The sequence below is a fragment of the Streptomyces sp. AK02-01A genome, from assembly GCF_033795305.1.
Lineage (GTDB): Bacteria > Actinomycetota > Actinomycetes > Streptomycetales > Streptomycetaceae > Streptomyces.
On sequence record NZ_JARBAE010000005.1, the window covers coordinates 153381 to 174749 of the forward strand.

The 21369-nt window shown below is 70.4% G+C and carries 18 protein-coding genes; 10 read left to right on the top strand and 8 right to left on the bottom strand.

Going from position 1 to position 21369, the window contains the following annotated elements:
- Positions 1–24 precede the first annotated feature (24 nt).
- The gene (locus PV679_RS08040) at positions 25–1245 is read left to right on the top strand and encodes a type ISP restriction/modification enzyme (RefSeq protein WP_319679370.1); all 1221 of its coding nucleotides are present in this window, start codon (positions 25–27) and stop codon (positions 1243–1245) included.
- A 351-nt stretch (positions 1246–1596) separates the two neighbouring features.
- Here PV679_RS08040 and PV679_RS08045 read toward each other — a convergent pair whose 3' ends face one another.
- Together PV679_RS08045 and PV679_RS08050 are read right to left on the bottom strand one after the other, a co-directional pair.
- Complete coding sequence (locus PV679_RS08045; protein ID WP_319679371.1) at positions 1597–1860, bottom strand: hypothetical protein; 264 nt, start codon at positions 1858–1860, stop codon at positions 1597–1599.
- A gap of 275 nt (positions 1861–2135) precedes the next feature.
- The gene (locus tag PV679_RS08050; RefSeq protein ID WP_319679372.1) at positions 2136–2945 is read right to left on the bottom strand and encodes an SGNH/GDSL hydrolase family protein; all 810 of its coding nucleotides are present in this window, start codon (positions 2943–2945) and stop codon (positions 2136–2138) included.
- A gap of 567 nt (positions 2946–3512) precedes the next feature.
- On the opposite strand from PV679_RS08050, the gene PV679_RS08055 reads away from it, so the two are divergent.
- From PV679_RS08055 to PV679_RS08070, 4 genes are all read left to right on the top strand, one after another.
- Positions 3513–4367, top strand: coding sequence for a glycosyltransferase family 2 protein (locus PV679_RS08055; protein ID WP_319679373.1), 855 nt, complete (start codon positions 3513–3515; stop codon positions 4365–4367).
- Entirely contained in the window at positions 4364–5413 is a 1050-nt protein-coding gene (locus PV679_RS08060; RefSeq protein ID WP_319679374.1) for a glycosyltransferase family 2 protein, read from the top strand. The genes PV679_RS08055 and PV679_RS08060 overlap by 4 nt, the downstream gene beginning before the upstream one ends.
- Positions 5414–5490: 77 nt before the next feature.
- A complete protein-coding gene (locus PV679_RS08065; RefSeq protein ID WP_319679456.1) occupies positions 5491–6276 on the top strand; it encodes a polysaccharide deacetylase family protein in 786 nt (261 codons plus the stop codon).
- 148 nt (positions 6277–6424) lie between these two features.
- Positions 6425–7534, top strand: a complete 1110-nt coding sequence (locus PV679_RS08070) for a DUF5925 domain-containing protein (protein ID WP_319679375.1) — start codon at positions 6425–6427, stop codon at positions 7532–7534.
- 55 nt (positions 7535–7589) lie between these two features.
- On the opposite strand, the gene PV679_RS08075 is transcribed toward PV679_RS08070, so the two are convergent.
- Positions 7590–7964 (bottom strand): GntR family transcriptional regulator, encoded by a 375-nt coding sequence (locus PV679_RS08075; RefSeq protein WP_319679376.1) that lies wholly within the window; start codon positions 7962–7964, stop codon positions 7590–7592.
- 95 nt (positions 7965–8059) lie between these two features.
- Here PV679_RS08075 and PV679_RS08080 point away from each other — a divergent pair, with 95 nt between their 5' ends.
- The gene (locus tag PV679_RS08080) at positions 8060–8980 is read left to right on the top strand and encodes a GNAT family N-acetyltransferase (RefSeq protein ID WP_319679377.1); all 921 of its coding nucleotides are present in this window, start codon (positions 8060–8062) and stop codon (positions 8978–8980) included.
- A 5-nt stretch (positions 8981–8985) separates the two neighbouring features.
- On the opposite strand, the gene PV679_RS08085 is transcribed toward PV679_RS08080, so the two are convergent.
- From PV679_RS08085 to PV679_RS08100, 4 genes are all read right to left on the bottom strand, one after another.
- On the bottom strand, positions 8986–10488 hold the full coding sequence (locus tag PV679_RS08085) for a trifunctional class I SAM-dependent methyltransferase/NUDIX hydrolase/VOC family protein (RefSeq protein WP_319679378.1): 1503 nt from the start codon (positions 10486–10488) through the stop codon (positions 8986–8988).
- 131 nt (positions 10489–10619) lie between these two features.
- On the bottom strand, positions 10620–12119 hold the full coding sequence (locus tag PV679_RS08090) for a tripartite tricarboxylate transporter permease (RefSeq protein WP_319679379.1): 1500 nt from the start codon (positions 12117–12119) through the stop codon (positions 10620–10622).
- 3 nt (positions 12120–12122) lie between these two features.
- Positions 12123–12686, bottom strand: coding sequence for a tripartite tricarboxylate transporter TctB family protein (locus PV679_RS08095; protein ID WP_319679380.1), 564 nt, complete (start codon positions 12684–12686; stop codon positions 12123–12125).
- Positions 12683–13666 (bottom strand): Bug family tripartite tricarboxylate transporter substrate binding protein, encoded by a 984-nt coding sequence (locus tag PV679_RS08100; protein WP_319679381.1) that lies wholly within the window; start codon positions 13664–13666, stop codon positions 12683–12685. Before PV679_RS08100 ends, PV679_RS08095 begins: the two co-directional genes overlap by 4 nt.
- Positions 13667–13788: 122 nt before the next feature.
- Between PV679_RS08100 and PV679_RS08105 the strand changes: the two genes are divergently transcribed.
- Entirely contained in the window at positions 13789–14475 is a 687-nt protein-coding gene (locus tag PV679_RS08105; RefSeq protein ID WP_319679382.1) for a response regulator, read from the top strand.
- A 204-nt stretch (positions 14476–14679) separates the two neighbouring features.
- Here PV679_RS08105 and PV679_RS08110 read toward each other — a convergent pair whose 3' ends face one another.
- Positions 14680–15120, bottom strand: coding sequence for a MarR family winged helix-turn-helix transcriptional regulator (locus PV679_RS08110; protein WP_319679383.1), 441 nt, complete (start codon positions 15118–15120; stop codon positions 14680–14682).
- Positions 15121–15223: 103 nt separating this feature from the next.
- Here PV679_RS08110 and PV679_RS08115 point away from each other — a divergent pair, with 103 nt between their 5' ends.
- The 3 genes from PV679_RS08115 to PV679_RS08125 all read left to right on the top strand — a co-directional run bounded on the left by PV679_RS08115 (position 15224) and on the right by PV679_RS08125 (position 21351).
- A complete protein-coding gene (locus tag PV679_RS08115) occupies positions 15224–15637 on the top strand; it encodes a nuclear transport factor 2 family protein (protein ID WP_319679384.1) in 414 nt (137 codons plus the stop codon).
- A gap of 639 nt (positions 15638–16276) precedes the next feature.
- A complete protein-coding gene (locus tag PV679_RS08120; RefSeq protein ID WP_319679385.1) occupies positions 16277–17329 on the top strand; it encodes a lytic polysaccharide monooxygenase in 1053 nt (350 codons plus the stop codon).
- Between the two features lie 269 nt (positions 17330–17598).
- Positions 17599–21351 (top strand): S8 family serine peptidase, encoded by a 3753-nt coding sequence (locus PV679_RS08125; protein ID WP_319679386.1) that lies wholly within the window; start codon positions 17599–17601, stop codon positions 21349–21351.
- Positions 21352–21369 lie beyond the last annotated feature (18 nt).

Sequence of the window (21369 nt, forward strand, 5' to 3'; positions counted from 1 at the left end):
CCGGATGACGGGGAGGGTGCCTCCATGACGGCGGTGCGGTCCGGCGGGCACGCTCCGCTCTCCGACGCTCCGCTGCTGAGCGACCTCATGCCCTGGTCGACGGCGCCCCTGCGGTACGGCAGATCCTGGATCCTGTCACCGGACGCGGCGTCCCTCACGGCCCGCTGGGACCGGCTCGTAGGGGCACGGGGCGCCGAGCGGGAGGCGCTGTTCGAGCCGAGCCGGGCCCGTACACAGCACAGCGCGGTGGCCGCGCTGCCAGGCCGGGCCACGGGCACCGGACGGTTCGCGCGGGAGTCGGGCCGCTGTCCCCGGCCGCTGCGGGTGCTGCACGGCCCGTTCGACGAGCAGTGGCTGATCCCCGACCACCGGCTGATCGACGCGGCCCGTCCCGAGCTGTGGCGGGTCGCCGACGAGCATCAGATCTTCGCCGTCGAACAGGGCTGGATACCGGGCGCCGCGACGGGACCCGCGCTGCTGGTGAGCGCGCTGCTCCCGGACGGCCGTTCGCCGGCCGGACGGCCGGGGCGGATCCGTCCGCTCTACCGCCGGCCCGGCGGCGCCGAGCCCAATCTCGCTCCGGGGCTGACGGCCCTGCTGACCGCGCGTTACGGGCGCGAGGTCACCGGTGGTGAGGTGCTGGCCTGGGCCGTGGCCGCCGCCGCGCCCTCCGCCGAGGGCACCGCCGTACCGCTGACCGCCGATCCCGGAGTCTGGGCCGGCGGCGTGGAGCTGGGACGGCGGATGATCGAGATCCAGCTTCGCGGCGCCCGTGGCGGCGAACGGCCCAGGCTGCCCGGTGGACGCCGTCCCTATGTGCGCGCGGCCGTCCCGGCCGTGCCCGGGACGATCGCGTACGACTCCGGCGACGAGGCCCTCCTGCTGGGCACGGGCCGTATCTCGCCAGTGCCCGCCGGAGCGTGGGACTTCCTCGTCGGAGGCGTACGGATGCTGGAGCTGTGGTTCGAGCGCCGGACCCGGCCCGCCGGACCGGGCACGCTGGAGGCGATCGGTCCTTCGGCCTGGCAGCGGGAATGGACCTCGGAGCTGCTTGAGCTGATCACGGTCCTGGCGCTTCTCGCGGAACTCCGTCCACGGCAGAAGGAACTGCGCGAGGGCCCGGCCATCGGCCGGGCCGAGCTGTACGGAGCGGGCATCCTCCCGGTCCCGGCCGCGGCCCGTCGGCCGGCCTCCGTGCTGGACCATCACGAGGAGGGGCCCGACGGTCAGTTCGCCCTGATCTGAGGCATGTTTTCCACAGGTCCGGTGGCGCGGCAGATGGCCAAAATCATGCGCCGGCCGCCGGTGCTTCTCGTACTGTTCGTACCGCTCGCGGTGCGGCGGTATGAAGGCAGCGGGAGTGACGGGAAACGGCGGGGCGGGAAAACGGGGCGCGGGTTGAACGAGGGCGACGCCGACGGCTGGAGCCGGTGGCGGGGAGTGGGCCACCGGCCGAGCCGTCGCGACGAGGGAAGTGCCCGCGCCCGGCGAACGTGCCGACGCACTGCCGCAGGCCGTGGGAATGACGGACGAGCGGAGAGCGGCACTGCGTCGGACGGAGTGATCGACCGAGCGCGTTCGACAATGCTCCGAGGGTCAGCCGCGGCTGCCGAACAGCGAGCGGCGCAGGCGCCTCAGCGGTGCGAAGAGCGAGACCCGAGCGCTCCTGCTCTTGTGGGTCTCCGACCGGTCACGCGAGGTCAGCTCGCGCATCAACAGGGTCGCCTCGGCCGCCTCGCCCCGGGGCACGGCGGGACCGCCGAGCACCGAGAGATGACGGTCGAGGCGCGAACTGGTCGCGCTGCTCCCGCATGTGATGGCAGGGATTCGCGCCCTGCTGTGCATCGTTATCTGTTCCATGTCACTCCCCACCCGTACGAGGGCACCCGGCCCGGGCAGGTTAACCCTATCGCCCCCTCATGACACTCGTGTATCCCGTCTACGGGAATAACCACACCCGTACGAGGATTGACGACTACCGCCCGATCCATCTTAATTCAGGGCGAGTTGGACAGATCGCCGCCACATTGTTCGATCACGAGCGGGTCAAGAGGGTTCCAAGGGGCCCGGGTTGAGCAAGTGAGGCCGGCGCCACTCCGGCGGCCCGGCGCCGGCCTCGTACTGATGCGCGGACCCTACGCGGCCCTGGTGAAGACCGGCAGATAGCCGCCCGACTGACCGCCGGACGTGGGATGGTACGACTCGCCGATATTCAGCCAGTTCACGCTGTGCAGCCAGGCCGAGCCCGAGCAGATCTCGTGGCCGGTGAAGGCTCCCGCGACATCGGCGAAGGTGAAACCGTGGTCGGCGGCCCGCTTGGCGGTCGCCGCGTTGAGGTAGTCGGCGGCGCCGTTGATCGCGGCGCGCTCGTTCTCGCTGAGGCCCACGACGCAGTTGCCGCCGAGCTGATAGAAGCGCGGATAACCGAGGACGACGACCCGGGCCGAAGGCGCCTTGGATCTGATCGCCGTGTACACCGTGTCAAGGTTTCCGGGCAGGGTGCTGTCGACGAAGCCGCGGGCCTGCGCGACCCGGTTGAGGCAGGTGGCCTCCGACTGGAGGACACAGGTCGTCATGACATCGGCGAAGCCGGCGTCATTGCCGCCGATGGAGATGCTGACGAGGTCGGTGGCCGAGCTGAGGGGTCCGAGCTGACCGGCGGTCACATCACCCGTACGGGCGCCGGAACAGGCGGTGAAGGCGAAGCTCGCGGGTGAGTTCGCGGCCGCCCAGAGGGCCGGGTAGGCCCGAGGCGTGCGCTTGCAGTCGCCGCTGGCGCTGTCATAGCTCCCGGACCCGAGGCCGGAGGAGTACGAGTCGCCGAGCGCCACATAGTCGACGGCGGCGGCCGACTGCGCGGCCTGGGCCGAGGCCGCTCCGGTGAGAGCGAGCACGGCGCCGAGGAACAGCGCGGAGGAGAATGCCGTAATTCGGGACAGTTTCATAGAACCTCTCCTTAGCAGGATTTCTGCCTCAACTTTGTTACCAGGCAACACAGTTCACTGGAAGTGTTCATGCCAAGAACATTGCGTGAGAAGTCCCGAAGAGGCGTCATGATCGCCCGGTTCGTAAGGGATCGAGTAAATCCGATCAGGGAGGTTCCGGAAGTGAACGTCGAAGTACGGCCAAAGAAGTAAAAAAGCGGGACCAGCTTCCAGGTCTTGCCATACGGTCCCAATCATCAATACCGTCGTACATCCACCCGCATCGGACCATCATGCAAAGCGGCTCAGGGGAGGGCTCTAGCGTCGCGATGGATCCCGGAGCGGGGCGCGGTAGGGGGGTGCCGCGCTCGGTGACCGCACTGTGTGCCGAGTCGCGTGCCGCGCGGCCGGCTCGACAACTCACCCACCAGGACGGCGTTCCACGCTGTCCCGGCCGGGGTGAGAACCCCCCTTTCGAACCGGAAACACCACCGGACCGCCCGGGGGCGGGCGGTCCACCGGACGAGAGGGAAAAGACTCGTGAGCGCTTTTCTGCGCCCAGCCGTACCGAGCGAAGATCCATTGACCATGGCGTCAGGTCATACGGACGGTTCCGTAAGTGAGCAGCCGCAGTCGCACTCGCATTTCGCCAAGAACGAATCCGGCCGTATTGAGGGGCAATACCGGCCGGTCTCCTCGCATCTCGCGATCGCTCCGCCCGTCAGTGTCGTGATCCCGGCGATGAATGAGGCGCGGAATCTTCCCTACGTCTTCAAGTCACTGCCCGACTGGATCCATGAAGTCGTCCTGGTGGACGGCGACTCCAGCGACGGCACGATCGGGGTCGCCCGCGAACTGCGGCCGGACGTCAAGGTCGTCAGACAGCGGGGCAAGGGCAAGGGCGACGCGCTGATCAGCGGGTTCGCCGCCTGCACCGGCGACATCATCGTGATGGTCGACGCGGACGGATCGGCCGACGGCCAGGAGATCGTCTCCTATGTCTCGGCGCTCGTCTCCGGCGCCGACTTCGCCAAGGGCTCGCGGTTCGCGAACGGCGGCGGTACGGACGACATGACGGCGATCCGCAAGCTCGGCAACCGGGTGCTGTGCGCCGTCGTCAACGCCAAGTTCGGCGCCAGGTACACCGATCTCTGCTACGGGTACAACGCCTTCTGGCGCCACTGCCTGGACGAGATCACGCTGGACTGCACCGGTTTCGAGGTCGAGACCCTGATGAACATCAGGGTCGTCAAGGCCGGTCTGAGGGTGCAGGAGATCCCCAGCCACGAGTACGACCGCATCCACGGGGTCAGCAATCTGAGAGCGGTCCGGGACGGACTCCGGGTGCTCAAGGTGATCCTCCAGGAGCGGGGCGTACCCCGGGCGACCCGCCGCCGCCCGCTCGCGCTGAGGGTTCCGGTCGCCCGGGGAGAGGTGTCTTGAACCACCGTCACCGGCCCTTCTCCGTGGTGATCTGCGTCTATACCGAGGACCGCTGGGAGGACATCCTCGCGGCGGTCGAATCGGTGCGGCGGCAGTCACTGCCGGCCCTGGAGACACTGCTCGTGGTCGACCACAACGCCGCTCTGCTGGAGCGGCTCGGCCGGGAGTACAGGGATCACGCGGCACGCGGAGAGCTGCGGGTGCTCGCCAACGCGGGACCCCGCGGCCTCTCGGCCGGCCGCAACACCGGCATCGCCGCCGCACGCGGTGAGCTCGTGGCGTTCCTCGACGACGACGCCGTGGCCGAACGCGACTGGCTGCGGTTCTTCGACGAGGCGTACGACGATCCACGGGTGCTGGCCGTCGGCGGACGGACGCTGCCCGCCTGGGCGTCGGGCCGCAGACCGGCCTGGTTTCCCGAGGAGTTCGACTGGGTCGTCGGCTGTACCTACCGCGGCCTGCCGGCCGGAAGGGTACGGGTGCGCAATGTCCTGGGCGGGAACGCCTCGTTCCGGCGTACGGCGTTCGACTCCGCCGGAGGCTTCGCGACCGGTATCGGCCGTGACGGCGACCGGCGTCCGCTGGGCTGTGAGGAGACGGAGCTGTGCATCCGGCTCGCCAGGGCTGTGCCGGACGCCGTGCTGCTGATCGACGACCGGGCGGTCATCCATCACAAGGTCCCGGCGGTCCGCGAGCGCTTCGGATACTTCCGTACACGGACATACGCGGAGGGACTGTCCAAGGCGCTGGTGGCCCGGAGTGTCGGGGCGCGCAAGGGCCTGGAGTCCGAGCGCCGCTACACCACGCGCGTACTGCCGGCAGGAGTGGCGCGCGGACTGCGCGACACGGTGCGGGGACGGCCGGGCGGACTGGGCCGGGCGGCCGCGATCCTGGCCGGGGTCTCGACGGCGGCGGCCGGTTATCTGGTGGGCCGCTTCCACGGCCGTCGCGGGCACGCCGTCTTCTCGTCGGGCCCGGTCGAAAGAGGCCTGGCCGACGCCGCCGCACGCGAAAGCTCCCGGAGTTCCCGGGGAGCGGCGGCGTGAGCGTGCGGGCGACGGGTCCCGCGGCTGGTCCGGACGCGAAGGAGACTTCGCGCCCGGACCAGCCCGTGCCGATCCTCATGTATCACGCCGTCGGACACCGGCCGGCCGCGGCGACGCACGCGCTGTCCGTCTCCCCCGGGGCCTTCGAGGAGCAGATGGAGCTGCTCGGCGAGCGCGGCTTCACACCGGTCAGCACCGCGCGGCTCGGTGACGCGTGGCGGAGCGGGGCACCGTTGCCCGCCCGGCCCGTGCTGATCACCTTCGACGACGGTTACGAGGGTGTGCACCGCCATGCCCTCCCGGTCCTCGCCTCGCTCGGCTTCGCCGCCACCCTGTTCGTCTCCACGGGGTGGCTGCGCGGCGCGTACGACGAAGGCGGCGCTCTCGACACCATGCTCGACTGGGAACAGGTGCGCGAACTGTCCACGGCCGGTACGGAGATCGGCGGTCACAGCCACACCCATCCACAGCTCGACCAGCTCGACGACGAGCGGCTCGGCTTCGAGATCCGGCACTGCCGGGAGATCCTCGCCGCGGAGCTGGGCGCCGCGCCCGTCTCCTTCGCCTATCCGTACGGCTACTCCAGCCGGCGCGTACGCCACGCGGTCCGCGCGGCCGGGTTCGCGCAGTCGCTGGCCGTGGGCAACGCGCAGGCCCGCCGCGGCCAGGGGCCCTACGCCCTGGAGCGGATCACCGTGCGGCGCGGCACCGGGACGGAGGAGTTCGGACGGCTCGTCGAAGGCCGGTACACCGGCCGTCACTTCGCCGGTGACCACGCGCTGACCAAGGGATACGCCGTTGTACGCGGCGCTCGCCGGGCCGTCCGCGCCGTCGGCCGCGCGGCGCGCGGCGGCCGTATCTGACCGGATGTGATCAGCCGTGCACGACGGTCCAGGCCGCCGCCATCGGTGGCCTGGACCGTCCGCGCCGTCGGCCCGGACGGCCGGACTGCACGCCGCCACAGGGCAAAACACCGTGCATCGGCCGTCCCTGTGCCGGATCATGGGCCCCATGTCTGCCAAGCCTCAGGACGCACTGCCGATCCGGCTCAACGTCGACGACAGCGACTCGCCGTCGGACGTGGTCGACGCGCTGTTCCTCGGCCGCTTCGCGACGGGCGAGCAGCCGTACTCCCACAGCTCCACGATCGACCGGGTCAAGTCGGGCGTGACCCTGCTGCCGCCCGGTGCGACCGTACTCCGCTCCGCCCGCGACGACGACCGCAGCGCGACCCTCGCCGAGGGAAACGGCTGGACGCTGCTGGTGTCCCGCTGGAACCGCGGCGCCGATGTGACGGTGACGGCCGTCAGCTCCGATCTCGCCGAGAAGATCCATCAGCAGGCGACGGACGGCGCGCAGGACGAGCCGGAGCCACAGCCCGAGAACGTGACCATGGGGTTCTGGTACGTCTCACCGCGGCGCGGCCCGCACCGCACCACCCGTCAGATCGCCGCCGGCACCTGGGAAGAGGTCAGGCCCAACTACACCGCGCCGGTGGCCGACGCGATGGACCGGCTGATGAAGGTGACTCCGGACGACATCGCCGGCCGGCTGCTTCTGCTGCACGGCCCGCCGGGCACCGGCAAGACCTCGGCGCTGCGCACACTGGCCCGCTCCTGGCGCGACTGGTGCCAGGTCGACTGCGTACTCGACCCGGAACGGCTCTTCAACGACGTCGGCTATCTGATGGACATCGCGATCGGCGAGGACGACGGCACGGCCAAGGGCCGCTGGCGGCTCCTTCTGCTGGAGGACTGCGACGAACTGATCCGCGGCGAGGCCAAGCACACGGCGGGACAGGCGCTGTCCCGGCTGCTGAATCTCACCGACGGCCTGCTCGGCCAGGGCAGGAACGTTCTGGTGGGAGTGACGACCAATGAGGATCTGGAGCGGCTGCACCCGGCGGTCGTCAGGCCCGGTCGCTGTCTGGCCAGGATCGAGGTCGGCTCGCTCACTCGTTCGGAGGCGTTGTCCTGGCTGAGCCGGGAGGACGGCGGCACGGAGGCGAAGGTCGGCCGTGAGGGCGCGACACTGGCCGAGTTGTACGCGCTGCGGCGCGGCAGCGGTCCGGCGGCGGTGCCGGCGCAGCATTCGGGCGCGGACGCGGGTCTCTATCTCTGACGGGCGGCGCCGGGATGGCCGCTCCGGCGCTCCCGCCGGCCGGCCCGGCGCGCGGTCAGCCGGCGTAGACGGCGCGGACCGCGTCCTCCACCGCCGCCAGCGCGGCGCTCCGGCCGAGTCCGAGCCGCCGCACCCGCTCCGCGTACGCACGCGCGGCGGCCGCGGCCTCGTGTTCGGCGGCGTCGCCGGCCGCGGCGACGAAGGTGCCGTTTCTGCCCCGGGTCTCGATCACACCGTCGGTCTCCAGTGCGCGGTACGCCTTGGCGACGGTGTTGGCGGCCAGGCCCAGCTCCTCGGCGAGTCCGCGTACGGTCGGGAGTTTGTATCCCACCGGCAGCGCGCCGGAGCGGGCCTTCGCGGAGATCTGGGCACGGAGCTGCTCAAAGGGAGCGGTCGCGGCGGCGGCGTCGATCACGATCTTCAAGGTCACGGACTGATTCTCCCCCACTACCGATCGCCTCGGGGCCGCGTGCGACCGGTAAATGAGAGGCGGCCGGAGAGACCGCACGCGTAGCGTGCCGCCTCATGACTGTGACTGTTCGTGATTTCCGTACCGAGGACGTCGGTGCCGTGGTCGGCCTGCGACGCGCCTGCACTCCGTTCATGGTGACGACCGAGGAGACTCTCCTGGCCGGAGTGGCCACCGCGCATCCGGCGAAGAAATACCGGCTGTTGGTCGCCGAGGAGGACGGAGAGATCATCGGTACGGCGCATGTCGGCATCGCGTACGACAGCAGTGACCCGGGCCAGGCGTCCGTCACCCCGCAGGTCCATCCGGAGCGCCGGGGCCGGGGCGCGGGATCGCTGATCCTCAGGACCGCCGAGGCGCATCTCGCGGCGGAGGGCGCGACCAGTGTCTACGCCTGGGTGATGGACGAGCCGCCTTCCCGGGCGTTCGCCGAGCGCCATGGCTATCGGCCGACGCGTCCCGCGCACTTCCAGCGGCTGGATCTGGCGCATGGCGCCCTGCCGGAGCTGCCTCCGCTGCCGTCGGGGATCGAGCTGCGTACGGGCGCGGACTACGCCGACGATCCCCGGCCGCTTTTCGCGGCGGACGCGGAGGTCTGCTCCGACGAACCGGGCGACATCAGCGTGGCCCTCGACGACTACGAGGACTGGCTGAGCCACACCTGGAACGATCCCTGCCTCGACCGCGATCTCACCTCCGTCGTGGTGGCCGACGGCCGGATCGCCTCGTTCACCGCGGCCCACACCGACGGAGACACCCGCTATGCCTCCGGGATGACCGGCACACTCCGGGCGTTCCGCGGCCGGGGCCTGGCGAAACTCGCCAAGATCCACTCGCTGCGGCGCGCCCGCGCGGCCGGCTATACCGACGCCTTCACCTCCAACGACGCGGACAACGGCCCGATGCTGGCGATCAACCGGTGGTTCGGCTACGAGATCTGCGCGACGGAGGTACGCCATGTCCGCGCCCTCGGCTGAGCGCCTCACGGGGCGGTGCATCTAGGGCCTGTCCGGTCCGGCGCCACCAGTTCCACCTCGTGTCCGGCGGTGTCCTCCAGATAGGCGGCGTAGTGCCCCTCGCCTCCGGCATACGGATGCCGGTCCTCGTACAGCAGCGACCAGCCGTGCTCCGGCGCCCGCTTCACCAGCGCGTCGAGCGCGGCCCGGCCGGAGACATGGAACGCGAGATGGTTCAGCCCCGGACGGCGGCGGTCATGAGCACCGGCACGGAGGTCCGGTGACCGTTCGATCACCACATAGGCGTCGGCGCGACGGAAGCTGCGGCCGTGCTCCCACCGCTGGTACGGCGTATAGCCCAGCTCGCCGAGGAGCCAGCCCCAGCTCTTCTCGGCCGCACCGGGATCGGTGACCCACAGTTCGATGTGGTGCAACGCGCCGCCGCTGGTGGCCGGCAGACGGACCGCCCGGTCGGTGCCGTCCGGCGCCTGGACGACCGGATCGCCGTCCTCGTGCCAGTGGATGACGAAGCGTTCGCCCGCGCGATACGCGTCGAGCCCGGCCCGGCAGTAGGCGATGATGTCGTCCGGCAGAGCGGACAGGGAATGCCAGGAGAGCCCCGAGCACTTGTGCGGCTCGCGGTTGTACGGCTCGCCTCCCACACCGTGCTCCGCCTCGAAGAACCAGCCGGTCCTCGGCTGTCCGCCCGGCCCTCGGTGCTGCATGACCAGCGCGACGCGCAGATCGGCGGGGGCCAGCCGGACACCGATCTCCTCGTACGCCTCGCGGATCATGGCCCGGCGGACGTCCTCGCCGTGTTCCACATGGCCGGAGGGGCCGTTCAGCAGGCCGTCGCCATAGCCCGTGCCGGAGCGGCGGGCGAGCAGCACCTCGTCGCCCCGGCGCAGGATCAGATGGACATCGACCACCTCGCTATGGCGCCGCGCCTCGGCGGACCGGGCGATCAGTGCGTACCGTTCGTCGTCGACGGCGCGGCCCCAGAGGGCGGAATCGGCCGAGAGCCGCTCATGCTGGACGCGCTCGGTGAGTGGCGCGAGAGCCGCGGTCAGTCGGGCCGCCGGAAGACCCGTACCGGACCAGACGCCCTCGATCAGCACCAGCCGGCCGCCTGGTCTCAGCAGCGACGACCAGTGGCGCAGCGCCGCTTCCGGGTCCGGCAGCAGCCACAGCGTGTGCCGGGCCAGGACGACATCGAAGCTCCGCTCCCTGACGGGCGGCCGGCCGGCGTCACCGATCAGGATCCCGGCATCGGTCCCGGCCAGTTTGGCCCTGGCCAGCGCGGCCATGCGCGGCGAACGGTCGACGGCCGTCACACGGTGTCCCTGCTCGGCGGCGAGCAGGGACAGACTTCCCGTACCGCAGCCGAGGTCGAGCACCCGGGACGGCTCACCGGGCAGCCAGCGCCTCAGCCGGCCGGCCCAGGCCGCGCGGACGGCGGGGTCCAACAGCCCGTGGTCGGGCTCCTGGTCGAAGGAGTCGGCGTCGGCGTCCCAGTCGATCGTGGTCATGCTCCGATGGTGGCAGCCGCCACTGACATCGCGGCCCGGCTGTGTCCTCAGCCGTGGTCCCGGCCCTGTTCACACGCCTCCGCCCCGCGGCACCTGCGCGGTGCTCGCGGGGCGGACAGGTCCGGTGTCGGTCACACGGAGGTCTCCCGACGGCGCAGCGCGAGCAGCTTGCGCACGCCCGGCCAGACCAGCAGCACCACGACCACGGCGTACACCGTCACCGAGAAAGGAGTGTTGACCAGCCCGGTCACACTGCCGTCACTGATCTGGAGCGCGCGGCGCAACTGCTGTTCCGCGGCCGGGCCCAGGATCACACCGATGACGGCCGGCAGCACCGGCAGTCCGTAGCGCCGCATACCGAGGCCGATCAGACCGATGATCAGCAGGATGACCAGGTCCAGCGCCTCTCCGCCGACCGCGTAGGCGCCGACCGCCGCGAAGAAGAGGATTCCCGCGTAGAGATACGGGCGCGGGATGCGCAGCAGTTTGGCCCAGACCGGCGCGAGCGGCAGATTGAGCGCGAGCAGCAGCACCATGCCGACGAAGAGCGAGGCGATCAGGCCCCAGACCAGGTCCGGTTCGCGTTCGAAGAGCAGCGGCCCGGGCTGGATTCCGTACTGCTGGAAGGCGGCCAGCATCACGGCGGCGACGGCGGTCGTGGGCAGTCCCAGCGTGAGCATCGAGACCAGTGTTCCGGCGGCCGAGGCCGAGGCCGCCGACTCGGGGCCGGCCACGCCTTCGATGGCGCCCTTGCCGAACTGCTCCTTGTGCTTGGAGAGCCGCTTCTCGGTGACATAGGAGAGGAAGGTGGGAATCTCGGCGCCGCCGGCCGGAATCGCGCCGAACGGGAAGCCGATGACCGGCCCGCGCAGCCAGGGCTTCCAGGTGCGCCGTACGTCGTCCTTGCCGAGCCAGGGTCGGCCGACCGGAATCGCCTCGCCCGAGGAGCGCCGCAGATGCGCGGCGACCCACAGGGCCTCGCCGATCGCGAACAGCCCGACCGCGACGATCACCACATCGATGCCGTCGGCGAGTTGGAGCGAGCCGAAGGTCAGCCGCTGCTGGCCGGTCATCTGGTCGAGGCCGACCAGCCCGAGGGTGAGACCGATGAGCAGCGCGGCGAGTCCGCGGATACGGGACGAACCGAGGACGGAGGTGACGGCGATGAACGCCAGCACCATGATCGCGAAGTAGTCGGGAGCGCCGATGTCCACCGCCAGCGAGGCGACCGTCGGAGCGAGGACCACCAGCAGGATGGTGCCGATCATGCCGCCGGCGAAGTGACCGCCGGCGGCGGCCGCGAGGGCCTGGGCTCCTCGCCCGGCCTTGGCCATCGGGTTGCCTTCTATCGCGGCCACCACGGCGGCGCTCTCCCCCGGCGTGTTGAGCAGGATGGAGGTGGTGGAGCCGCCGAACATCGCTCCGTAGTAGATACCGGCGAACATGATGAACGCGCCGGTCGGTTCGAGTCCGTAGGTCACCGGAAGCAGCAGGGCCACCGCCATGGCGGGGCCGATGCCGGGAAGCACTCCGATCGCCGTGCCGAGCAGCACACCGATCGCGGCCCAGAGCAGATTGACCGGCGTGAGCGCCGTACCGAAGCCGTCGAGGAGGGAGTTGAGGGAGTCCATCGGTTACAGCACCCCCATCAGCGGGCCACCGGGGAGGGGGACACCGAGCAGGTTGTTGAAGACGAAGTAGGTGACGAGCGAGAGGCCCGCGGCGATCAGCGGGTCACGGTCGTAGTGGCGGCTGCCCAGCGCGTACGCGGAACCCCAGAAGAGCAGGGCGCCGGAGACCGGGAAGCCGAGCGGGCCGATGAGTACGGCGTTGGCCAGGAAGACACCGGCGAGCAGCAGCACGGTGCGCCAGTCGCCCGGTTCGCTGAGATCGATGTCCTCGCCGGCCTCGGCCTCGCCCCGGCCGCCGCGCAGGATGTCGAGGGTGAGCAGGACGGCGACGGCCAGCAGGCCGATTCCGACGGCGACGGGAACGGTCTTCGGGCCGACCGGGCCGCGCTGCGTGATGTCGACGTCCATGGTGAGCGCGTCGGTGAGGACGAGGACACCGAGGGCGAGCAGCAGCACGCTGACGCCGATCTCCGAGTGTTCGCGGAGCCACGACCGGCGCGGGGCGGCCGGCGTACCGGAGGTGCCGGAGACGTCTGGCGTATCAGGTGTGTCGGTATGTGTCGTCACAGTCCCAGCTCCTTCAGGACGGAGTCCACCCGGCGGTCTTCGGCGGCGAGGAAGTCCCCGAATTCCTCACCGGTGAGGAAGGCGTCGTCCCAGGCGTTCTTCTTGAGGGAGTCGCGCCACTGCGGTGAGTCGTGCAGCTTTCCGAAGAAGGCGAGCAGCTTGGTGCGCTCGGCGTCGGAGAGGCCGGGCGGAGCGACGATGCCGCGCCAGTTGGTGAAGTCGGTGTCGAGGCCGGCCTCGCGCAGCGTCGGAGCGTCCAGACCGGGAATCCGCTCGGGGCCGGTGACCGCGAGCAGCCGCAGCTCGCCGGCCTTGATCTGGTCGAGATACTCACCGAGGCCGGAGACACCGAAGGCGACCTTGTCGCCGAGGATGGAGGCGAGGAGTTCACCGCCGCCGTCGAACGGCACGTAGTTGACGGTCTTCGGCGCGATATCCGCGGCCTTCGCCGTCAGCATCGCGGCGAGATGGTCGGGGCCGCCGGGCGAGGAGCCGCCGCCGACCGGCACCTTGGCCGGGTCCTTCTTCCAGGCCGTGAGCAGCTCGCCGAACGTCCGGTAGGGCGAGTTCTTGCCGACCACGACGATGTCCGACTCCTCGGTGATCCTGGCGATCGGAGTCGTGTCGGCGAGGGTCTTGGGCGACTTGTTGGTGTGTACGGCTCCGACGACCCCGAGGCCCATGGACAGGGCGAGCTTGCCGTTGCCGTGGTCGCCGACGAGCCGCGTGAGGCCGACGGTGCCGCCGGCTCCGGGCAGGTTGAACACCTCGATGTTGTGGGTGAGCTCGGCGTCCTCGGCGTTCTTGGCCAGAGTGCGCGCCGTGATGTCGTAACCGCCGCCGGGCGTATTGGGGACCATGAAACGCAGGCCGGGTATCTGCGTACCGGTGTCGGCGCCACTGCCCGCGGTGAGCAGCGGCGGCCCCACCAGCACCAGCAGCGCCGACCCCAGCAGGGCCAGGGGGGTGCGCAATCGCACGTGTGCCGCCTCTCGGAAAACTGTGTGAAGTGGCCCACATGTTGCCTTCGTGTTAAGAAGCTGTCTCTCTTCCGGAATCAACGGACGTTGTGGTCGTTGTGGTCGCGGCTTAGCGTGTCGGCGTGACGAAAGTGCTGGTGGTGGACGACGACTTCATGGTCGCGAAGCTGCACAGCCGCTATGTGTCCGCTATGGACGGTTTTACGGTCGTCGGGGTGGCACACAGCGGCGCACAGGCGCTGCACGCGGCCGAGCGACTGTGGCCGGACCTGGTGCTGCTCGACATCTATCTGCCCGACATGGACGGGATCGCCGTGCTGCGCGAGCTGCGGGCGGCGGAGGAACGGGACCGCGGCCGTACCAGCGTCGACGCGCTGTTCATCACGGCGGCGCGGGACGCGGGCGTGATCCGGGCGGCGCTGCGGGCGGGCGCGCTGCACTATCTGATCAAGCCCTTCAACCAGGCGGCTCTGCAGGAGCAGTTGCGCCATGTCGCCTCGCTGCGCACGCGCCTGGCGGGGCTGGGCGAGGCCCGCCAGGCGGACGTCGACCAGATCTTCGGCACCCGGCCGCCGGGCAGCCGCGAACTCCCGAAGGGTCTGGCGGCCCACACGGCCGACCTGGTCGAACGCACCCTGCGCGAACACGGCGCCGGCCTGTCGGCCACGGAGTGCGCGGACGCGGGAGCGCTCTCGCGCGTGAGCGCCCGCCGCTATCTGGAGTACTTCGCGGACACGGGCCGCGCGGAAGTGACCCTGCGCTACGGCGGCACGGGCCGCCCGGAACGCCGCTACCGCTGGATCGGCTGAAGTCGCGGACGGACGCGGCCGACCCGGACAACGCCGCGAGGACAACGGCACAAGGACAACGGCACGGCCTTTCGCCACGTGGTCGAATCATCCACGTACGTCCGGCCCGTCCTCCGCGACGGCGATCCTTCGCCTCGCGATCACACGCACCGGACATCGCGGGCCCCGCCCTCCGGACGGACGGCGCCGTGTGTGAGACAGGACCTACGCCCGTTGGTGGTGCGTGAGCAGTCGAGTGAGCAGACGCGTCAAGGTCTGCCTGTCCTCGGCCGAAAGCGGTTCCAGTAGGTCGTCCTGCACCCTGTCAAGCGCTCGATCCATGCGGCGCAGTTGCCGATGACCCGCCGTGGTGAGGGTCACCCTGTTGCGCCTTCGGTCATCCGGGTCCGGCGTCCGCTCGACGCAGCCCTGCTCGGCCAGTTCGTTGATCGCCGCCACGACGTCGCTGCGGTCCATGCTGCACCGGCGACCGAGCTCGGCCTGGCTGGCCACCCCGAACTCGTCCAGCGCGGCCAGGATCCGGTAGTGGTATCCGCGCGCGCCCACCTCGCCGAAGCCGCTGGACGCCAACCGGTGGGCGTGCACGGCCACCTGAGTGAGCAGCCAGCTCGGCTTCGCGGTCATGTGTGCGGGGGTCTCTTCCACGACAGCCACCATACATCGTTGGCGCGGCCAATGAATCTCTGTATAGTTGGCGACGCCAATATTGGAGCCGCCAACATTGGGAAGGCCAACGAAAAGGGACGCCATGTCCACGAACACTCTGATCGCCGACCGTATCGAGATCGCCGACCTGTTCACCCGCTTCGCGCGCCTGCTCGACGAGAAGCGGTGGGAGGACGCGGACACCGTCTTCACCGACGACGTGGAGGTGCACTCGCCGCGCGCGGGCGAGATCCACGGCATCGACAAGGTCGTCGGCTTTTTACGACAGGCCGAGGTCGAGGGAGAGCACACCCAGCACGTAACCACCGACCTGCTGGTGGATGTCAACGGCGACCAGGCCGCCGCCTCGGGGAACTCGCTCGTGTACTTCTACCGCGAAGGCCAGGCACCCCACCGGACCAGCGGCCTGCGCCTTGCCGGCACCGTGGTGCGGACGCCGGCGGGCTGGCGACTCAGCGAGTCACGGACCATGCTGGCCTGGATGCACGAGAAGTGACCTCTTTCCGACGAAAGGCTCCCGCCGGCTCAGGCCGGCGGGAGCCGGGGTCGCTTGGAGGTGGATCCTGGTTCTGGCCATGACGAAGGCTGCTCGCGGATTCTCTTCCACCAGCCTCAGCCGGGCTCGAATCCGCGACGACCGCCTGTCTCCCCGCCTCGAATCCCAAGGAATCCGGCGACTGGAAGCTGAGGGTGACTATATTGGCCAGCGCAAAATCGGGGGATTTCGCTCCTCCGGTGCCGGCCTCGGGAGGGACACCGAACCCCCTGAAGGCAAGATCACTTCTGGTGTCGAAGCGGTAACCCTCCGGCACCAGAACGGTACTCCACATGGCAGACATCCCGTCAGTTTCAGGTGCCTCCGCGCTCAGCTTCGACCCCGTTCCGTATCCCCGGCGATCCCCGCCGTTCCCAGGGACATCCGCACCTCGGATCACCGGACACCAGGGCCGCGTCCCTTCCTGAGCGGTCTCTTAGCGGTTCCTTAAAGCGAACATAAGGATTGTCATCAGGCCCTGGTGGCACGGGATTTCGGCGGTCGGAGCGGCTAGCTTGCTGATCGCCGGGGCGGCGCGGCAGCGGGGAGGCTGTCTGTCGCTCCGGCGGATCGTCTGCGCCGCTTCGAAGGAGTCCGTTCATGACCGCTCGCCGTACGGCCACCGGGATCGTCGTCCTCGGCCTCGCTCCGCTCGCGCTGGCCGGGCTGGCCGCCGCGCCGGCCGTCGCTCATGGGTCGATGACGGATCCGGTCAGCCGCGTGGCCGCCTGCTACGCCGAGGGTCCCGAGAGTCCGGACTCGGCGGCGTGCAAGGCCGCGGTCGCGGCCGGCGGGACACAGGCCCTGTACGACTGGAACGGCGTCAATATCGCCAACGCCGCAGGACGGCACAGGCAGTTGATCCCGGACGGAAAGCTGTGCGGCGCGGGCAACGACAAGTACAAGGGCCTCGATCTGGCCCGCGCCGACTGGCCGTCGTCTCCGATGACATCGGGCAATCGCACCTTCCGCTACAGGGGAACCGCGCCGCACAGGGGCTCTTTCGAGCTGTACGTCACCAAGGACGGCTATGACCCGGCCAAGCCGCTGAAGTGGTCGGATCTGGAGGAGAAGCCCTTTCTCAAGGTCACCGATCCGAAGATGGAGAACGGCGACTATGTCTTCACCGGTATCGTCCCGAACAGGTCCGGCCGCCATCTGATCTATTCGATCTGGCAGCGCTCGGACAGCCCTGAGGCCTTCTACACCTGCTCCGACGTGGTCTTCGGCGAGGACAACGGCACGGTCGACGGCGCCGTCCCGGAGGCTTCCGCGCCCACCGAGGAAGAACTCGCCGCGGGTGCGGACAAGTCCTCCGTGGAGCACAACGGCCACGGTGACGACGACGCCTCCACCGGCGCCGGAGTGACGGACGCCGTGGCCGGTACGGCATCGGAGGAGCAGCAGGCTCAGGAGGACGCCAACTACCCGGAGCCGAACAGCGCCGCCGTCCCGGCCGGGGCGCAGGACGCGCGGCCCGCGCGGGCCGCGCAGCCCGCCGGTGGTCAGGAGAATCTCGCCGAGACCGGTGGCAACAGCACTACCCCGTACCTCGCGATCGGTGGCGCGGCGACGCTCGCCATCGGCGCCGCGGTGATGTTCGGTACGGCTCGCCGCAGGGCCGTACCGTCATCGGGACGCCACAGCCGCTGAGCCCCGGACACACCAAGCGCCCAGAAGACAGCCGTCCGCTCCGGTGCCCCATCCCGGAGCGGACGGCTTCCGCGTGTCCGGATCTTCGTCGCCGCCGGTGTTCGTGCCCGCTGTACGTGATCTTCGGTGGATGTTCGCCGGCCGTCCCGCCGCTGGCCATCTCGTGACTTGGCACAACTCCGCCAGCCGTTTCCGTGGCCCGGCCCGGTCGCGGATCCATAGATTCCCTCCGCCGGAAGATTTTCTCACCTACCTCCAGTGGGGTCCCCTTGCAACTCCCCTCTCGCAGACGCGGGCTGCTGGCGCTCAGCACGGCTCTGGCGGTCCTGGCCGCCGTCCCCGCCGCGGGCGCCTCGGCCTCTTCCTTGCCCGCCGCCGCTTCCTCTGTCGGAGCTTCCGCTGTCGGCGGATCCCCGGCCGCCGTCGCGGCGGCCTCCGGATCCGAGCGCACCATCACTCTGATCACCGGCGACAAGGTCACCGTCAGCCGGGCCGCCGACGGCACCGTGAGCCACTCCGTCCGGGGTCCTGACGGCCGGTTGGACGGCTTCGAGATCAACAGGACGGGCGACGACACCTATGTCTACCCGCACTCCAGCCTGCCGTACATCGCCGCGGACCTGCTGGACAAGGGCTTGTTCAATGTGACCCGGCTGCTCGCCGACGGCTACGACGACGCGCACACGGACCGCCTCCCGCTGATCGTCACCTACACCGGCGCCGCGGCCGCCTCACGTGCCCGGGCGCCCGAGGGAGCACGCACCGTCCGTGCGCTGAGCAGCATCCGGGGCGCCGCGCTGACGGCGGACCGTTCGGCCGGATTCTGGTCGGCGCTCACCGGCGGCGAGGCCGGAGCGGCCGGTGCCCGTACCGGTGCCGGACCCGTCCTCACGGCCGGTATCGCCAAGGTGTGGCTGGACGGCAAGGTGAAGGCGGATCTCGCCGACAGCACCGCGCAGATCGGCGCGCCTCAGGTGTGGCAGAGCGGGAACACCGGCCAGGGCGTGGATGTCGCGGTCCTGGACACCGGCATCGACAGAGGCCATCCGGACGTCGGCGACCGCGTCACCGCCGAGGCGAGCTTCGTGCCCGGCGAGGACGCCACCGACCTCCACGGCCACGGCACCCATGTGGCCTCCACCATCGCCGGTACCGGCGCCGCCTCGGACGGCAAGGAGAAGGGCGTCGCTCCCGGCGCCGATCTCCACATAGGCAAGGTGCTGGACAAGGACGGCAGCGGCCAGGACTCCTGGATCGTGGCCGGTATGGAGTGGGCCGCGCGCGACCAGCACGCCAAGGTCATCAGCATGAGTCTCGGCGGCGGTCCCACCGACGGGTCCGACCCGCTCAGCATGGCCGTCGACCAGCTCAGTGCCGAGACCGGCGCGCTGTTCACCATCGCCGCGGGCAACTCAGGACCGAACGCGTACTCCGTCAGCGCGCCGGGCGCGGCCGACGCCGCGCTGACGGTCGGCGCGGTGGACGGCGCCGATCAGCTCGCCGAGTTCTCCAGCCAGGGACCGCGGGTGGGAGACGGCGCTCTCAAGCCGGATCTCACGGCTCCCGGCGTCGACATCCTGGCCGCCCGGTCCCAGTACGCCGCCGAGGGCGAGGGCTACTACCAGACGATGAGCGGCACTTCCATGGCCACGCCGCATGTGGCGGGCGCCGCCGCCCTGCTGGCGGCGCGGCATCCCGACTGGAGCGGAGCGCAGCTCAAGGACGCGCTCGTCAGCACCACGAAGGCCACGCCGCAGTACGGCGCGTACCAGGCCGGCAGCGGCCGTCTGGACATCGCCGGTACGAGCGCCGGCACCGTGTTCGCCACCGGCAGCGTGTACTCCGGCTACCAGTTCTGGCCCACTCCCGCCGGACATCAAACGCGGCGGGAGGTGACCTACACCAACACCGGGGGCACACCGGTGACTCTGGACCTCTCGACGCGTGTGCCGGGCGCGCCCGAGGGAGTCTTCACGCTGTCCTCGTCGCAGCTCACCGTCCCCGCGCACGGGACCGGCAAGGTCACGGTGACCGCGGACTTCGACCGCCTGCCGGCCGACCGGATGCTCACCGGCAGCGTCGATGCCACGGACGCCGCCGGAGTGGTCAGGGCCCACACCACGATCGGCGCGGGCCGGGAGGGCGAGCGTCACACCCTTACGCTCAAGGCCAGGGACCGCGACGGAAAGCCGCTCTCCGGGACCATCATCCTGGCGGGCAAGAAGTTCTTCGCCCCGCTCCTGATGGACGAGTCGGGCACCCTCGATCTGCGTCTGCCGCCCGGCACCTACACCGCCTGGATGGACGCCGAGCTGGAGGGCGCCAACGGGCCGCACTCGCGCGGCCGGGGCCTGCTGACCCTGTCCGAGATCACTCTGGACCAGGACACCACCGCCACCATCGACGCCTCCAGGGCCCGGCAGATCAAGGCCGTCACACCGCGGAAGACCACGTCCGGCGGGGTCCGTCTCGATGTCTACCGCGGCTTCGCCGACGACGACTACTCCGCCTCGGAGATCTGGCCCGACGCCTCCTACGACAGCGTCTGGACGCTGCCCACCGGCAAGAAGGTCAGCGAGGGAGAGTTCGTCTTCGGGGCCCGCTGGCGTCTGGAGCAGCCGGCGCTGACGGTGTCCTCCGGGACCCGCGTCTTCGACGATCTGCGGGCCCACCGCGGTGCCGCTCCGCTGCGCGAGGGACGTCACACGCTCGACGCGGTGTTCGCCGGTGACGGCGGTACGGCCGGCTACCGGTCCCTGAAAGCCCGGGGCAGGGCCGTCGTGGTGCGCCGCAACAACACGGTGCCGCTCAGGGAACAGGCGGACGCGGCGACGGCGGCCGGAGCCGCGCTGCTGCTCGTCGTCAACGACGGCGACGGCCGCCTGGAGCCCTGGGGCGACTCGATCTGGGGCGCGTCCGATCTGGCGCCGCTGCCGGTGGCCACACTGAGCCGGGACGAGGGTGAGCAGCTCATCACGCGGATCCGAGGCGGCGGCCGGCGCACCCTGGAGGTGACCTCCAACCCGGTGACCGGCTATCTCTACGATCTGGTCCACCACTGGGACGGCGCCGTGCCCGCGGAGCCGACGTACCGGCCGGGCGGGCGCGAACTGGCCCGGGTCGATGTCTCCTTCCGTAACCACCAGCCCGGCAAGGCGGTGGAGACCCGCGGCGATGTGTGGAAGTTCGGCGAGACCGCGCTGAACGACACCGGGGTGCCCGCGCGCGGCGACCGCACCGACTGGGTCACCGCCGGTGTGGAGTGGGGCGAGCGCGCCCAGTTGGTCAATGTGCTCCATGAGCGGACGTCGGGACTGAGGACGTACCGGGCCGGCACCACCACGCCGCTGCACTGGTTCGGCCCTGTCCAGCGGCCACGTATGGACGACGAGATCGCACCGGTACGGCTGGACGACACGATCGCCGCGTTCGTGCCGGGCTGGGGCGACTCCGGGGCCGGCCATATCGGCACCACGTCCGGCAACAGCGATGTGTCGAACGCTCTGACGCTCTATCAGGGAGCCAGCGTGGTCGGCGAGATGACCATCGACCAGATCGTGGTGTCCGGACTCCGCCGGGAGCGCCTGCCGTACCGGCTCGTCTCGGAGAACTCCCGCGGTGCCTGGAGCGCTCCGTACTCCACCAGCACCAGGACCGAGTGGGAGTTCACCTCCGGCGCCGGCGCTGTCGGCGAAGCGGGGACGCTTCCGCTGATTCAGCTCGACTACGCGGTCGACACCGACACGGCGGGCCGGGCGGGCCGCCGGGCCGGCCTTACGCTGACCCCGTCCCATCTCACCGGCGCACCGGAGTCGGACACCATTCGCACCGTCACCCTGGATGTCTCCTACGACGACGGCGCGAGCTGGCACAAGGCCACGCTCCGGCGGAGCGGCAAGGGCTGGGAAACCACTCTGAAGGCCCCGGCCCGAGCGGACTTCGTCACTCTGCGCGCGAGTGCGCGCGACACTCGGGGCAACAGCGTCGAGCAGAGGATCAACCGGGCCTTCGGCCTGAGGTGACCGCGGCCTGAGCGTGTG

Excerpts from the sequence above, each read along its gene's own strand:
- PV679_RS08040 (WP_319679370.1), top strand. The coding sequence starts at position 25 with ATGACGGCGGTGCGGTCCGGCGGGCACGCTCCGCTCTCCGACGCTCCG.
- PV679_RS08045 (WP_319679371.1), bottom strand. The coding sequence starts at position 1,860 with ATGGAACAGATAACGATGCACAGCAGGGCGCGAATCCCTGCCATCACA.
- PV679_RS08050 (WP_319679372.1), bottom strand. The coding sequence starts at position 2,945 with ATGAAACTGTCCCGAATTACGGCATTCTCCTCCGCGCTGTTCCTCGGC.
- PV679_RS08055 (WP_319679373.1), top strand. The coding sequence starts at position 3,513 with ATGGCGTCAGGTCATACGGACGGTTCCGTAAGTGAGCAGCCGCAGTCG.
- PV679_RS08065 (WP_319679456.1), top strand. The coding sequence starts at position 5,491 with ATGTATCACGCCGTCGGACACCGGCCGGCCGCGGCGACGCACGCGCTG.
- PV679_RS08070 (WP_319679375.1), top strand. The coding sequence starts at position 6,425 with ATGTCTGCCAAGCCTCAGGACGCACTGCCGATCCGGCTCAACGTCGAC.
- PV679_RS08080 (WP_319679377.1), top strand. The coding sequence starts at position 8,060 with ATGACTGTGACTGTTCGTGATTTCCGTACCGAGGACGTCGGTGCCGTG.
- PV679_RS08085 (WP_319679378.1), bottom strand. The coding sequence starts at position 10,488 with ATGACCACGATCGACTGGGACGCCGACGCCGACTCCTTCGACCAGGAG.
- PV679_RS08090 (WP_319679379.1), bottom strand. The coding sequence starts at position 12,119 with ATGGACTCCCTCAACTCCCTCCTCGACGGCTTCGGTACGGCGCTCACG.
- PV679_RS08115 (WP_319679384.1), top strand. The coding sequence starts at position 15,224 with ATGTCCACGAACACTCTGATCGCCGACCGTATCGAGATCGCCGACCTG.
- PV679_RS08120 (WP_319679385.1), top strand. The coding sequence starts at position 16,277 with ATGACCGCTCGCCGTACGGCCACCGGGATCGTCGTCCTCGGCCTCGCT.